General features: G+C 50.8%; 10 protein-coding genes. 9 read left to right on the forward strand and 1 reads right to left on the reverse strand.

Annotated elements, in window-relative coordinates; translation table 11 throughout:
* Positions 1–251 precede the first annotated feature (251 nt).
* The 3 genes from psbP to H6F93_RS27825 all read left to right on the forward strand — a co-directional run bounded on the left by psbP (position 252) and on the right by H6F93_RS27825 (position 3,007).
* Positions 252–794, forward strand: a complete 543-nt coding sequence (psbP, locus tag H6F93_RS27815; protein WP_190642495.1) for a photosystem II reaction center PsbP — start codon at positions 252–254, stop codon at positions 792–794.
* A 78-nt stretch (positions 795–872) separates the two neighbouring features.
* Positions 873–1,469, forward strand: coding sequence for a Maf family protein (locus H6F93_RS27820; protein ID WP_190642496.1), 597 nt, complete (start codon positions 873–875; stop codon positions 1,467–1,469).
* A 437-nt stretch (positions 1,470–1,906) separates the two neighbouring features.
* On the forward strand, positions 1,907–3,007 hold the full coding sequence (locus tag H6F93_RS27825; RefSeq protein ID WP_190642497.1) for a serine/threonine-protein kinase: 1,101 nt from the start codon (positions 1,907–1,909) through the stop codon (positions 3,005–3,007).
* A gap of 13 nt (positions 3,008–3,020) precedes the next feature.
* Here H6F93_RS27825 and H6F93_RS27830 read toward each other — a convergent pair whose 3' ends face one another.
* Positions 3,021–3,944 carry an alpha/beta fold hydrolase gene (locus tag H6F93_RS27830; protein ID WP_190688153.1) on the reverse strand — a complete coding sequence of 308 codons (924 nt, stop codon included), beginning with the start codon at positions 3,942–3,944 and terminating at the stop codon, positions 3,021–3,023.
* Between the two features lie 344 nt (positions 3,945–4,288).
* On the opposite strand from H6F93_RS27830, the gene H6F93_RS27835 reads away from it, so the two are divergent.
* The 6 genes from H6F93_RS27835 to H6F93_RS27860 are packed head-to-tail and all read left to right on the forward strand — an operon-like array spanning position 4,289 to position 12,933.
* Entirely contained in the window at positions 4,289–5,617 is a 1,329-nt protein-coding gene (locus H6F93_RS27835) for a hydroxymethylglutaryl-CoA reductase (RefSeq protein WP_190688157.1), read from the forward strand.
* A gap of 14 nt (positions 5,618–5,631) precedes the next feature.
* Positions 5,632–6,579, forward strand: coding sequence for a UbiA family prenyltransferase (locus tag H6F93_RS27840; RefSeq protein WP_199314135.1), 948 nt, complete (start codon positions 5,632–5,634; stop codon positions 6,577–6,579).
* 30 nt (positions 6,580–6,609) lie between these two features.
* Positions 6,610–9,384, forward strand: a complete 2,775-nt coding sequence (locus H6F93_RS27845; protein ID WP_190688162.1) for a PEP/pyruvate-binding domain-containing protein — start codon at positions 6,610–6,612, stop codon at positions 9,382–9,384.
* The gene (locus H6F93_RS27850; protein WP_190688165.1) at positions 9,374–10,471 is read left to right on the forward strand and encodes a BtaA family protein; all 1,098 of its coding nucleotides are present in this window, start codon (positions 9,374–9,376) and stop codon (positions 10,469–10,471) included. The genes H6F93_RS27845 and H6F93_RS27850 overlap by 11 nt, the downstream gene beginning before the upstream one ends.
* A complete protein-coding gene (locus H6F93_RS27855; RefSeq protein WP_190688168.1) occupies positions 10,468–11,925 on the forward strand; it encodes a diacylglycerol/polyprenol kinase family protein in 1,458 nt (485 codons plus the stop codon). The genes H6F93_RS27850 and H6F93_RS27855 overlap by 4 nt, the downstream gene beginning before the upstream one ends.
* A gap of 12 nt (positions 11,926–11,937) precedes the next feature.
* The gene (locus H6F93_RS27860) at positions 11,938–12,933 is read left to right on the forward strand and encodes a GNAT family N-acetyltransferase (RefSeq protein ID WP_190688172.1); all 996 of its coding nucleotides are present in this window, start codon (positions 11,938–11,940) and stop codon (positions 12,931–12,933) included.

A 12,933-nucleotide genomic window follows, 5' to 3' on the forward strand; every position in this document is an offset into this window, starting at 1 on the left:
CGCAATGCTCACAACTTCCCGCTCGACCTCGCTTCTGTGAAGGCTCCTAGCATTGTTGGCTAGACTCTAGTCCAGCTCAAGCAAAAGCGCTCCCGAAAGGGGGCGCTTTTTGCTTGAAGCAATGAAGCTTTGATTGAGGTACAACGGATGCATCGGTTGATGAGACAATAAAGTTACATATATAAAAGTGGGAAAAGCCCCAAAAGTTTTTTTGGTGGTGTTACCCCAAAGTTTTGAGGAAACTTAGAAAAATGCTGAAGCGAATTGCAGTCGTCCTGCTAGTTGTATTAAGCCTGAGCTTGCAGAGCTGCGTTTCGGCGGCGGCTGGTTTGAAGGGATATGTCGATAGCTCTGATGGTTACGAGTTCTTATATCCCAATGGTTGGGTCCCGGTTCGCGTTGAAGACGGTCCTGATGTTGTATTTCATGACTTAATTCAAGAAACTGAGAATGTCAGTGTTGTGATTAGCCCGGTGCCCGCTGGCAAGACGTTACAGGAATTAGGGACTCCCAGTGAGGTGGGTTACAAGCTTTCTAAAAATGCGATCGCCCCTCCTGATTCAGGTCGAGAAGCAGAGCTGGTCAATGCTGAGTCAAAGCAGATTGGTGACACAATTTACTATTGGCTGGAGTATGCGGTGAAGCTGCCCAACCAGCAAGAGCGCCACAATTTAGCTAGTGTTGCTGTTCGACGAGGACAGCTATTTACGTTGAACCTCTCTACTACAGAAGGGCGTTGGCCCAAGATGAAAGCCCTGTTTCAGGATGTAGTGAGTTCTTTTTCAGTCTATTAACCTGAGTCGGGTTGTATGGAGGGTGCAGGACGTGAAACATCGCCTAGTCTCTCCACAAAAAATATTATTTTTAGTCCAATGAGAAGTGTCCCCACTTTTGTGCTGGCTTCTGCATCCCCAGCACGACGGCAGTTGCTCCAAGATGCTGGAATTGAGCCCATTGTCCAGGCCAGTGATTTTGACGAATCGCAGGTTCAGGCAACGAACCCAGCAGAATTTGTGCAGCTTCTAGCTCAACGTAAAGCAGAGGTCGTTGCTCCAAAGTTTAACAATGCTTTGGTGATGGGTTGCGATTCGGTGCTGGCGCTAAATTGTGAGATCCATGGAAAGCCTGCAAATCCAGCAGAGGCGATCACCCGCTGGCAGCAAATGCGAGGAAAAGTCGGCGAACTCTACACCGGACACGCCCTGATTGATCAAACTCAGCAGAAGACGTTGGTGCGCTGTCAGGTAACGCGAGTTTTCTTTGCTCAGGTAAGCAATCGCCAAATCGAGGCATACGTCTCTACTGGAGAACCATTAAATTGTGCAGGTTGCTTCGCAATTGATGGACGAGGGGGATTATTTGTTGAAAAACTGGAAGGCTGTCACACTAACGTGATTGGACTGAGCTTACCGCTGCTACGACAGATGTTAGGAGACCTTGGTTACGACGTTGTTGACTTTTGGCAGTAACTTTAGACTACAAGAACCCACAACTCTGCCAATTTAGGATTTGTCCCTTCAATGTTGTCTTTGCTAATTCTTCACTAATCCTCAAAAATACTGATGCATAAACCTTCTTGAGGACCGACAATTGCATCAAATTGGGCAATGCATTACCAGACGTTCAAATTTGAAGTACTCTAGTTCAAACACTTCTGAGAAAAACTGACTCCAAGAAAACTTGCTCCGAGAGAACAGTTATGGCTTACCACAAGTTTGACAAGAGTCTACAAAAGCAACTTTCGAGATCTGCAAGTTCTGAATCTGCAAATTCTGATCCTAATTTCAGGATTAGGGCTTTACAATAGCATCACACTAAGTCGTACTTGGCGCTAATATTGAAGCTATCTGTCTCCCTAGATCCACTTAGCAGATCCCATTAGATCCACCCAACTTGCTTCAACCGAATGGATTGTTCTATTGCAACGCTGTCTAATCTGCGCTCTTCTGCTCAGCATCAGACTCATTTGGGTCAACTGTGCGGTTCTAGAAAGCTGTTTCGCGATCGCTACAGGATCGTTCGTGCGTTAGGACGAGGCGGCTTTGGGGTGACATTCCTTGCAAGAGACATGACTCTGCCAGGTACACCCCTGTGCGTGATTAAGCAGCTTTGCCCTAAGGTTAGCAATCCAGCCATCCTTGAGCGAGCTAAAGAGCGGTTTGAGCGTGAAGCCAAGACCCTAAGCCAGTTGGGTAGCCATGCTCAGGTGCCACAGCTCTTAGACTATTTTGAGCTAGACGGCGAGTTTTACCTGATTCAGGAATACATCAAGGGTTGTACATTAGCCAAAGAGGTAAAAAATGGCGGCGTTCAGTCTGAGGCAGCAGTTAAGCAGTTTTTACGGGAAATTTTGCCCGTTCTAGACTACATTCATCGCCACAAGGTAATCCACCGCGATATCAAACCCCCTAACATCATTCGCTGTCAGGATGATGGTCGTCTTGTGCTGATTGACTTTGGCGCGGTCAAGGAACAGATTGCTCAGGCTAGCGAGGTGACTCAGAAAGCAACTACTACCAATTTTGTCGGTACCGTTGGCTTTGCCCCTCCAGAGCAGCTTTCTTTGAGACCGTTGTATGCCAGTGATATTTATGCGATTGGGGTGACGTGTCTGTATCTGTTAACGGGCAAGCCGCCGCTAGAGTTTGACTACGATCCTGCAACGGCTGAGATCTGCTGGCAGGAGTTTGTGCAGGTGAGCGACCACTTTGCTGTCATCCTGGGCAAGATGCTGAAAATTTCTCCTCGCGATCGCTACCGTTCTGCTAAGCAAATCCTCCGGGCTCTCGACTTAGAACCCCATCTCGATCAGCTAGCCGACTGCATGAACACCCAGCGGCGTTTGGCTAATCCAGAGCAGGAGGAAGCTACTAGCTCAGATGGCTACGTTTCTCCAATTTCTCGCACAGCCGCAGCCATTCGAGATTGGCGGACACGGTTGCAGGACAAGGAGCATAAGCAAAACCTTGACCTGGGAAACTGTTTGGCTAACGGTTATCGCAGCTAAGTCTTCAGGAAATTCAGGGAACAGTTTTAGAAAATTGTCGGCTCCAGGTCAGAATTTCCTCGTTGACTTGCTGCGATCGCTCCTCATAAAGAAAATGTCCCGTCTCCGGGATTTCTACCATTTGCAGTAGCGGATTAAGCGCTGGAAGTTGCCTTCCCCAAGCCAGGGGAATAATTTTATCTTGCTCCCCCCACAGCATCAGAGTAGGAGCTTGAAGCTGTGGCAACAACAGCTTTGTTTGAGGGCTAAAGTTCGTCTTAGTTCTAGCTTGGGAGAGCCGACAAAATGCCTGAGCCGCGCCCCTATCTAAGGCTGGCGCAACAAAACTGGCAACCGCCTCTTCCGTTACATTCTCGGGATTGATATAGGCTAATCGCAAAATTGACCTTAAAACATTGGGGCGACGAATCAGGTTAAATAGCGGTCGAATCAGCAAGGGTGAGGAAAAAGCTCCTTCCAGCGTATTTACAATCGGCTGAAGCCATCCAGGGAGCGTTTCCTGACGAGCAGCGGGCAGTGTAATCAGCACTAATCCCCGAATCATCTCTGGGTGCGCGACGGCTGCGGTTAAGGACACTAATGCTCCTAAAGAATGACCAACCAGTATCACTGGCTGTCCGATTAAGGTGCGCCAGAAATCGTAAACCTGATCGACCCACAAATCGACGCGATAGGGCGCTGCTGCTTTTTCAGAAGCCCCAAAGCCTAACATATCCAGGGCGTAAATGGTGTGGGACTGGCTCAGAGGAACAAGGTTGGAGTGCCACTGAGCGATCGCCGAACCAAAACCGTGTAAAAACAGTAGCGGTGGCGCAGTTGGGTCAGCCGTTTTAGCAGCCCGAATGTAGGTATAGCGAGTTTGCCAGCCTCGCCAAACCCAATCTCGCTGAAAGCCCATCTGAGCCTGCCAAGGTTGGACTAATGGTTTGATCGGCATATTAAGTAGGTTTTTGCACGTGCCATCTCTATTCCATCTCTATTGTAGGTTGGTGAAGCAAAGCGAAACCTAAGGCTTACAAGGGTTTTGCTGCATCAAACCAAACTACCTACTTCCGCTACAGATCAGCAAAAGTGAATTTCTACAGGTTTCATCCCGGTTACTGTGAAAGGACTTTAAACTTTAGATAGATGTAGAGGAATGTCTAAAATTCTTTCGTCAACTGTTCCAGCCAGCCAGACTGGTACAGATTGCAAGCTAGTTTCAGGAAAAACAGCATAAATTGTGAATATCATCCCAATCAGAAAGCCATCAGCGCGGTTGGGCAAAAAGGCGCTTGATCAATGTCAACTCATTATCGCCACGCTAGTGAATATCTGGAATGCTTGCTGCAACCTCAGCTAGATGGGTTGCCGCCCTCGCAGACCAATCTTGAACAGCTGAAGCAACAGCTTGCAGCTAAGCAAACCCATCCATCGCCCAAGATACCCGGTGGGTCACGCTTAACTCCCGAAACCATTGCGCGGCGTTGGCAAATTCTTCAGGCAGAGCCTATGACTCAGGCAGCTTTAGCCGATGCTCAGACGCTACAGCAAATGGAGTGCTATCGCCGCAATATCGAAAACTTCATCGGTACAGTCAAGGTTCCAGTAGGGGTGGCTGGACCACTGCGGGTCAATGGGCTGTTTGCTCAGGGTGACTACTACATTCCCTTGGCGACGACTGAGGCAGCATTGGTTGCCTCTTACCATCGCGGCAGTCAACTGATTAGCGAGTCAGGAGGCTGTACCGCAGTCTTGCTGAATGAAGGGGTTAGCCGTGCGCCTGGGTTTGCTTTTTGCAACTTGGCAGAAGTGGGGCAGTTTATGGTGTGGGCGATCGCCCACCAGCCTCAATTCAAACAATGCGCCGAATCCACAACCCGCTACGGCAAACTCACTGACTTGCGGATCACGGTCGAAGGCAATCACGTCTATCTCGACTTCCAGTTCACCACAGGTGATGCGGCCGGACAAAACATGGCGACGATCGCAACTCAGGCAATTTTGGACTACATTCAAGCTCACTCTCCGATTCAGCCTCAGTATTCGTTTGTTGAAGCGAATTTATCTGGAGACAAAAAAGCCAGCGCCCAATCCTTTCTCTCAATACGTGGCAAAAAAGTCACCGCTGAAGTGACCCTCCCCGCAGACTTGGTGCAAAAGCGGCTGCACACGACCCCAAAGCAGATGGTCAACTACTGGCAGATGTCGGCGATCGGCGGCACTTTAACGGGCACAATTGGCATTCAGGGGCACTACGCGAATGGGTTAGCTGCACTGTATATTGCTTGTGGGCAAGATGCTGCCTGCGTTGCTGAATCTGCCGTTGGAGTCACCCGCTTTGAAGTTACCGAAACTGGGGCACTCTATGCTGCGGTGACACTACCAAACCTGATCGTGGGCACGGTGGGAGGAGGCACAAGCTTACCTAGCCAGCAGGCATGTCTAGAAATTTTGGGGCTAGCTGGAGCCGGTAATGCCAAGGCTTTTGCTGAAGTCGGTGCAGGGCTGCTATTGGCAGGAGAGTTGTCTATCATTGGAGCGCTTTGCTCTGGTGAGTTTACCCGTGCCCATCAACGACTTGCCCGTGGCAAAGCAGCTCAATCTGTGGCTCAACCTAAAGAAACCTGATCAAATCCGTAAACATGTTCGAACGATTGCAAAACATTTTGGGACGCTGGTGGACGTATTTACAAGAACGGTTCCCCTTAGTAAAAAACGGACTGCTGATTGCTTGTTTTAGCTTTTCTGCAGTCAGCTATTCAGCCTTGCTGCGCGGACCAATTGAAGGTAGAACATCTCTACAAACTTTTGGAGCAGCTTGCATTGCTTTCCTAATTACCTTCTTATTTTTTCTCCAATTACGCATTGCCGACGAATTTAAAGATTATGCCGATGATTTCCGCTATCGCCCTTACCGTGCCGTACCGCGAGGTCTAGTCTCGCTCAAGGAACTGGGCATTGTTGGCATTAGCAGCGCCTTTATTCAGTTAGGGTTAACACTGGCGCTGTCTCCCTTTTTGGCACCACTTTTGCTGTTGGTGTGGGGCTATCTCGGTCTGATGACCAAAGAGTTTTTTGTACCCGCATGGCTCAAGGGTCATCCCGTTGTGTATATGCTGAGCCACATGGTGATTATGCCACTGATTGCGCTGTCTGCGACCGCTTGTGATTGGCTGTCAGCAGGCGTTGCACCATCGCAAGGGGTAGTATGGTTTGCCGTCGTCAGCTATTTAATTGGGTTGGTACTTGAGATCGGGCGCAAAATTCGTGCTCCCAAGGATGAGGAACGAGGTGTAGAGACCTATTCTGCCTTGTGGGGGCGACAGAACGCAGTTAGAGCCTGGTTGGGTGCGATTTGGCTGACCACACTTGCTTCTCTTTTGGCAGCGCTGTATATCCGTTTTGCCCCACTGTTCACCATTGTGTTGCTGTTGTTGTTGACAGCGGCAGTGTTTGTGGCGTGGCGGTTTTGGTATCACCCCGTGCGGCAGTGGGCAACGAGAATTGATCTGGTATCTGGGGTTTGGGCATTAACCATTTATCTATGTTTGGGAATTGTTCCAGTACTGCTGCGGGAATTTGCCAGTTAAGGCTGGTCTAAGTCGATCCAGGAGGGTTCGATGAGCTTTATTCTTCAAGCCAGTGATGCAAATGCGGCTAATCAGCTTGGGGGCAAGGCTGGTGCACTGGCAGCATTAGCCCCAAAAAAATTACCAATTCCTGGCTGGTTTGTCGTAACTCCAACTGCGTTTGACCGGAGTTTAGCTGATCGCGGTTTAGCTGATCACAGTTTGATTGAGGCTGAGCGATCGCCCCTTACCCCAACGGAGGTTCGCACAGCCCTTGACAACCTTCACCTCAGTGAATCTGTTCAAGCCGAATTGAGAACTGCTCTAGCTGCACTTTGTCCTAAAGGCGAACGAGTCGCTGTGCGATCTTCAGCCATTGACGAAGACGGAGCGCAGCACTCCTTCGCAGGACAACTGGATAGTTTCTTGTTTGTCGAACCGCAAGACGTAGCAAAACGGATTGTAGACGTGTGGCGATCGGGATTTAGCGATCGCCTGCTCGTCTACCGTCAGGAAAACCAGCTTGATCTCCCTACGGCTCCAGCGGTGCTGGTTCAGGTAATGGTAGATGCCCAAGTTTCGGGGGTTGCCTTTAGCGCCAATCCCGTGACTGGGCAAAGAGCGATCGCCCTAGTTTCAGCCGTTTATGGACTGGGAACAGCCCTGGTATCGGGAGAAGTGGATGCAGATAGCTATCAAGTAAATCGGGCAGGTGAAATCGTGAGTCAGCAGATCGCAGAAAAGCGATCGGCGCACCGCTATGTTCCCGACCGTCAAGAAATTGCGTCAGTCGAAGTGGATTCAGTGCTGGTTCAGCAGCCCGTTCTCACCGATGAGCAAGTTCGGGCGATCGCCAACCTTGCCCGTCAAGTTGAAGCGCACTTTGGTCGTCCCCAGGATATCGAATGGGCGATCGACCCATCCGGCAAGCTGTATTTGCTACAAGCCCGACCGATTACCGCTCTGGCGCAGATGCCCGACCCTGACGGAGTGCTAAATCTCTGGGACAACAGCAACATTGCTGAAAGCTATGGCGGAGTTACTACTCCGCTGACCTTTTCCTTTGCCCGTCGCGCCTATGAGGAAGTTTATCGTCAGTTTTGCCGAATCATGAGCGTGCCAGAAGGGGCGATCGCCCAGCACGACAGCACCTTCCGCCGCATGTTGGGCTTAGTGCAGGGACGCATCTACTACAACCTGTTGAGCTGGTATCGGGTGCTGGCACTGCTGCCCGGATTCAGCGTCAACCGCCGCCTTATGGAGCAAATGATGGGCGTTCGGGAAGAACTGCCTGCCGAGATTCTGACAGAGCTAACCGGAGCAAACTGGAAAGCCCGGTTACAGGACAGTTTTCGGTTAGTTAGCAGCATTGCAGGGCTGCTGAAAAACTATTTCACCCTGCCCCAGCAAATTCAACGATTTTATCAACGGTTAGAACGGGCGTTAAACCTATCTCATCTTCCGGCTGGTTTAGCGGAAATGCGACCCGATGAACTGGCAACCTATTACCGCAGCCTGGAGAGACAACTGCTCACCCGCTGGGATGCACCGCTGGTCAACGATTTCTTTGCGATGATCTTTTACGGCGTGTTGCGAAAACTGACGACTCAGTGGTGTAGTGACACGGAGGGAACGCTGCAAAACGATCTGGTCAGCGGTGAGGGGGGCGTGATCAGCGCAGAACCTGCCCATAGAGTGCAGCAGCTTGCGGCGATCGCAACTCAAGATCAAACGTTTGTACAACTGCTGTGCACGGGATCGCTCGAGCAGATTCTCCCTCAAATAGAACTGATCCCAGCTTTTCATCAGCCGTATCAGGAATATTTGCAGAAATTTGGCGATCGCTGTCTAGAAGAACTCAAGCTCGAAAGCCCCACTCTTTATGATGATCCTCTGGTGCTGTTGCGATCGGTGGGACAACTGGCGCAGTCTCAAACTCAAAGTTTCCCTTTTCAACGGGAATTTAAGGAGCTCAACGCAACCACTTCCCTAAGACAACAAGCCGAGGCAACGGTAAAACAATCTCTCCAAGGACATCCTTTACGCCGTCTGATTTTCTCTTGGGTGTTGAAAAATGCTAGGGAACGAGTGCGCGATCGCGAAAACCTGCGATTTGAACGCACTCGCCTGTTTGGTCGTACCCGCCAGGTATTTGTAGAACTGGGCAAACGTTTCTATGGGCAGGACGCACTAAGCTCACCTAGAGATATTTTTTACCTGGAATTGAACGAAATCCTCAGTTTCATTGACGGTACTGCGACCTGCACTGACTTAAAAGGATTGGTCGCTCTACGACAGGCAGAATTTGCACGCTATCGGCAGTTGCCTGCTCCGGGCGATCGCTTTGAAACTCACGGTATCGTCTACCAAAACTCGTTCCACCCTAAAGCTGCAGTAAAACCTGCTAGCGGAGACTCTTTAAAGGGCACAGGTTGCTGTCCTGGAATCGTTCGCGCTCCCGTGCAGGTGATCACTGATCCCAGACAGGCAACTCTTCGCCAGGGAAGCATTTTAGTTGCAGAGCGCACCGATCCCGGTTGGATTATGCTGTTTCCGGCAGCAGCAGGGCTGTTGGTCGAGCGGGGTAGTTTGCTGTCTCATTCTGCAATCGTGGCACGGGAGATGGGCATTCCAGCGATCGTCTCGATTCCCCAGGTGACTCAGTGGCTCAAAGATGGCGACTGGGTAGAGATGGACGGCAGCACGGGGATCGTGCGACGGATCGCGGTGGAGGCGATCGCCCAGGACTATTCCCAAGAAATTACCCCTTCCCCCAATTCGTCTGATTCTGCCTCACCTCTGGTGGAGGTCGGCAATGGACAGTGAAATTGCAGCCCGCGCTGACTTTTCTCAAATTCGCTACGCTCAGGTTTGGGAAGATGCCGATATCTTGCTGAAAGCGTTAGACATTCAGCCAGGACAGGTGTGTCTATCCATTGCCTCAGCTGGGGATAACGCTCTGGCAATGCTGAGCCGCAGTCCAGAGCGAGTGATTGCCCTAGACCTCAGCCCTGCTCAGCTTGCTTGCCTGGAACTGCGAGTCGCCGCTTATCAAGAACTTAGTCATGATGAACTGCTGATTCTAATTGGGTCTCGATCGGGTAAAGATCGAGAAGCCCTATATCAATGCTGTCGTAAGCAGCTTTCGGGCGATGTGCAGCAGTTTTGGGATCGTAGGAGTACCGCAATTCGCAAAGGCATCGGTGAGGCTGGACGATTTGAACGTTACTTCGCTATCTTTCGTCGCTACATTTTGCCTCTGATCCATCACCGAGAACAAGTGAATCGCTTGCTCAAAGGCGGCACTCTCGAACAACGCCAAACTTTCTATCAGCAAGACTGGGACACCTGGCGCTGGCGATCGCTGTTTCGCCTGTTCTTCTCGCGCTTTGTGATGGGACTGGGACGCGATCCCAGCTTCTTCAAATATGTGGAAGGTCGTGTGGGCGATCGCATTCTAGAAAGAACCCGTTATGCCCTCACTGCCTTAGATCCAGCCGAGAACCCTTACCTCCAGTGGATTCTCACCGGGCAGCACCTCACCGCCTTACCCTACGCCCTGCGTCCAGAAAACTTTGACGCAATTCGCAATAACCTCGATCGCCTGGAATGGCACTGCACTTCCCTGGAGAACTTCTTAGACACCGTTAGCGAGAACGCCATCAACCACTACAACCTCAGTGACATCTTTGAATATCTCTCGCCTGACCACTATCACCAACTGCTGCAACGCCTAGTCAAAGCAGGTCGCCTCGGCGGACGGTTAGCCTACTGGAATATGCTTGTGCCTCGCAGCAGACCTGCAGCAATGGCAGACCAACTCCAACCGCTGACGGAACTAGCACAATCCCTCCACGCTCAGGATAAAGCCTTCTTCTACAGCGCCTTCATCGTAGAGGAAATCATCAAATGACCCCTTCCTCTCTGTCCCTCTTCCCTCTCTCCGCCTCACTGAACCCTTGGCTTGCAATGGGCTTAGTTCTATCTACGCTGGTCGGGCTAATGATTGGACTGCGAGTTTATCAGTACCACTTCTCCCCTCATCCAGAACTGGTGCGGAAGTTGCTGCACATTCTAATGGGGCTGATCACGCTCAGCTTTCCCTGGCTGTTTAGCGAAACGCTGCCCGTGCTGGTGCTAGCCGGGATCGCTATTGTTTGGTTGCTGGCACTGCGACTCTACAAACCACTAACAATCCGACTAGGCAGCGTCTTAGGCGGCGTGGGCAGGCGATCGCTCGGTGAAATTTACTTTCCCATTTCCGTAGGCGTATTGTTTTTGCTGTCGCAGGGCGACCCGCTGCTGTTTTGCATTCCCATGCTGATCCTGACCTTAGCAGACGCAGTCGCAGCAGTAATTGGCGTGCGTTATGGGCAATTTCACTACACCACTACGGATGGATACAAGAGCGCAGAAGGTTCTATCACCTTTTTCACAATTGCCTTTCTTAGTGTTCACATTCCGCTGTTGCTGTTGACTGATATTGGACGGGCAGAAACCCTGCTGATTGCGCTAATTCTGGGACTGTTGGTGATGCTAATTGAGGCGATCGCCTGGCAGGGATTAGACAACCTGTTCATTCCTCTAGGCGGCTTCATTTTGCTGAAGCTTTATCTGGAAATGGATGCGTTGACGCTACTTGTGCGGCTCATTGTCACCCTGATTTTGGTCACGTTTGTGCTGTGCTGGCGACAGCGCACTACGCTCGACGACAGTGCGCTGCTGGGAACTGCTTTCATCGGCTATCTCAGTTGGACCCTGGGCGGGTGGCAATGGCTGCTGGCACCCGCCATTTTGTTTCTTACCTATCCACTGCTCATTTCCTGGATTAAGCAGCGAGAAATCCCACTTACGCCAGAAGAGCGACAGGCAATGCCCTGGCTACCGTCAGAAAGTGATTCCAAAAGTCCGAATGCCCATTGGGAGAGAATTCACAACATCTATGCCGTGTTGAGTGTTGCGGCTGCGGGGTTGTTCTGGTTATTTCTATTTGGCATATTCAATCGCCCCGAATTTCTCTACCCCTACACCCTCTCCTTTGCTGCAAACCTTGCCATCATCGGCATCGCTGGCATGTCTCCTTTGAACTACTGGAAACCCACTAATCTGACGCTGCTAACTACCTATGTGGTTAAAGGGTGGCTACTCATGTTTGCTCCGTTGCTGTTGTTAGAAGGACTATCCCTTACGTCTGTCTTCTGCGTACTGGTGTCGCTGGTGGGCATTGCTTTACCTGCGATCGCCTACTATTTCACCCAACCTTTTCTGCGAAAACGCCCTACCGATACGCTCAACTGGCTCTGTCGTGCTGGATATACAGCGATCGGGTCGCTTCTAGGGTTAGCTCCATATCTGTTGCGGTTTTAGAGCTTGGCTCCAATGTACCAATTTCTTCAGATTGAGAACTCAAATCAGCTTACAGAATTATCCAGGTTGAGTGGGCTGTCTGCTTTGGATGCTCAAAGTTTTGTGAGCCATTCGCCGGATGCTCATTGGGTGTTAGTCGAGGAGGGAGCGATTGCCGGGCGCTGCTCTCTTTGGTGGAGAAATGTTCCCCCTTATCCTGAGCAGAAACTAGGATTAATCGGGCACTACGCAGTTCAGAATGCGGACGCTGCTCATCGATTGCTCGACCATGCCTGCCAGCAGTTGTTGGAACAGGGCTGCACAATGGCAGTCGCCCCGATAGATGGCAATACCTGGCGACGCTATCGGTTGCTGAGCGAGCGGGGCAGTGAGCCAGTTTTCTTTTTGGAGCCGGATAATCCAGATGAATGGCGCGATCAGGTTCGGGCAAAGGGGTTTACAGTGCTGACTCACTATAGCTCTGCTATGAATTCTGATTTGACTCAGCAAGATTCTCGATTGGAACGGGTTGCAGGGCGGCTAGAAGAATTGGAAGTAAGGGTGCGATCGCTCAACCTCCAGCAGTTTGGCTCAGAGCTAGAAAAAATTTATCGCCTCTGTCTCACCAGTTTTCGCCAAAATTTTCTTTACACGCCGATTGCTTTCCCTGAGTTCGCCGCTCAGTACAGTCAGATACTTCCCCACCTTCAGCCTGAGTTGGTGCTGATGGCAGAGCATGAGGGGCGATTGGTTGGCTTTTTGTTTGCGATCCCCGATCTATTCCAGGCAAAGCGGGGCGAGAAAATTAGTACCGTCATCATCAAAACAGTAGCGGTGTTGCCCGATCGCCAATATGCCGGACTGGGAAATTTTTTGGTTGCTGAATGTCAGGCGATCGCCCACCAACGAGGTTACAGCCGCGCCATTCATGCTCTGATGCACGATGAAAACAATTCTCGTAGCTTGAGCCGCCACTATGCTCAGACGATTCGTGGCTACACCCTATTTGCCAAGTCGCTCACTCCATAA

The sequence above is a fragment of the Leptolyngbya sp. FACHB-671 genome (assembly GCF_014695745.1).
Lineage (GTDB): Bacteria > Cyanobacteriota > Cyanobacteriia > Elainellales > Elainellaceae > JAAUTN01.

What these genes read in the sequence shown, in the direction of transcription:
- psbP (WP_190642495.1), top strand. Translation starts at nt 252, where the DNA reads ATGCTGAAGCGAATTGCAGTCGTCCTGCTAGTTGTATTAAGCCTGAGC.
- H6F93_RS27820 (WP_190642496.1), top strand. Translation starts at nt 873, where the DNA reads ATGAGAAGTGTCCCCACTTTTGTGCTGGCTTCTGCATCCCCAGCACGA.
- H6F93_RS27825 (WP_190642497.1), top strand. Translation starts at nt 1,907, where the DNA reads ATGGATTGTTCTATTGCAACGCTGTCTAATCTGCGCTCTTCTGCTCAG.
- H6F93_RS27830 (WP_190688153.1), bottom strand. Translation starts at nt 3,944, where the DNA reads ATGCCGATCAAACCATTAGTCCAACCTTGGCAGGCTCAGATGGGCTTT.
- H6F93_RS27835 (WP_190688157.1), top strand. Translation starts at nt 4,289, where the DNA reads ATGTCAACTCATTATCGCCACGCTAGTGAATATCTGGAATGCTTGCTG.
- H6F93_RS27840 (WP_199314135.1), top strand. Translation starts at nt 5,632, where the DNA reads ATGTTCGAACGATTGCAAAACATTTTGGGACGCTGGTGGACGTATTTA.
- H6F93_RS27845 (WP_190688162.1), top strand. Translation starts at nt 6,610, where the DNA reads ATGAGCTTTATTCTTCAAGCCAGTGATGCAAATGCGGCTAATCAGCTT.
- H6F93_RS27850 (WP_190688165.1), top strand. Translation starts at nt 9,374, where the DNA reads ATGGACAGTGAAATTGCAGCCCGCGCTGACTTTTCTCAAATTCGCTAC.
- H6F93_RS27855 (WP_190688168.1), top strand. Translation starts at nt 10,468, where the DNA reads ATGACCCCTTCCTCTCTGTCCCTCTTCCCTCTCTCCGCCTCACTGAAC.
- H6F93_RS27860 (WP_190688172.1), top strand. Translation starts at nt 11,938, where the DNA reads ATGTACCAATTTCTTCAGATTGAGAACTCAAATCAGCTTACAGAATTA.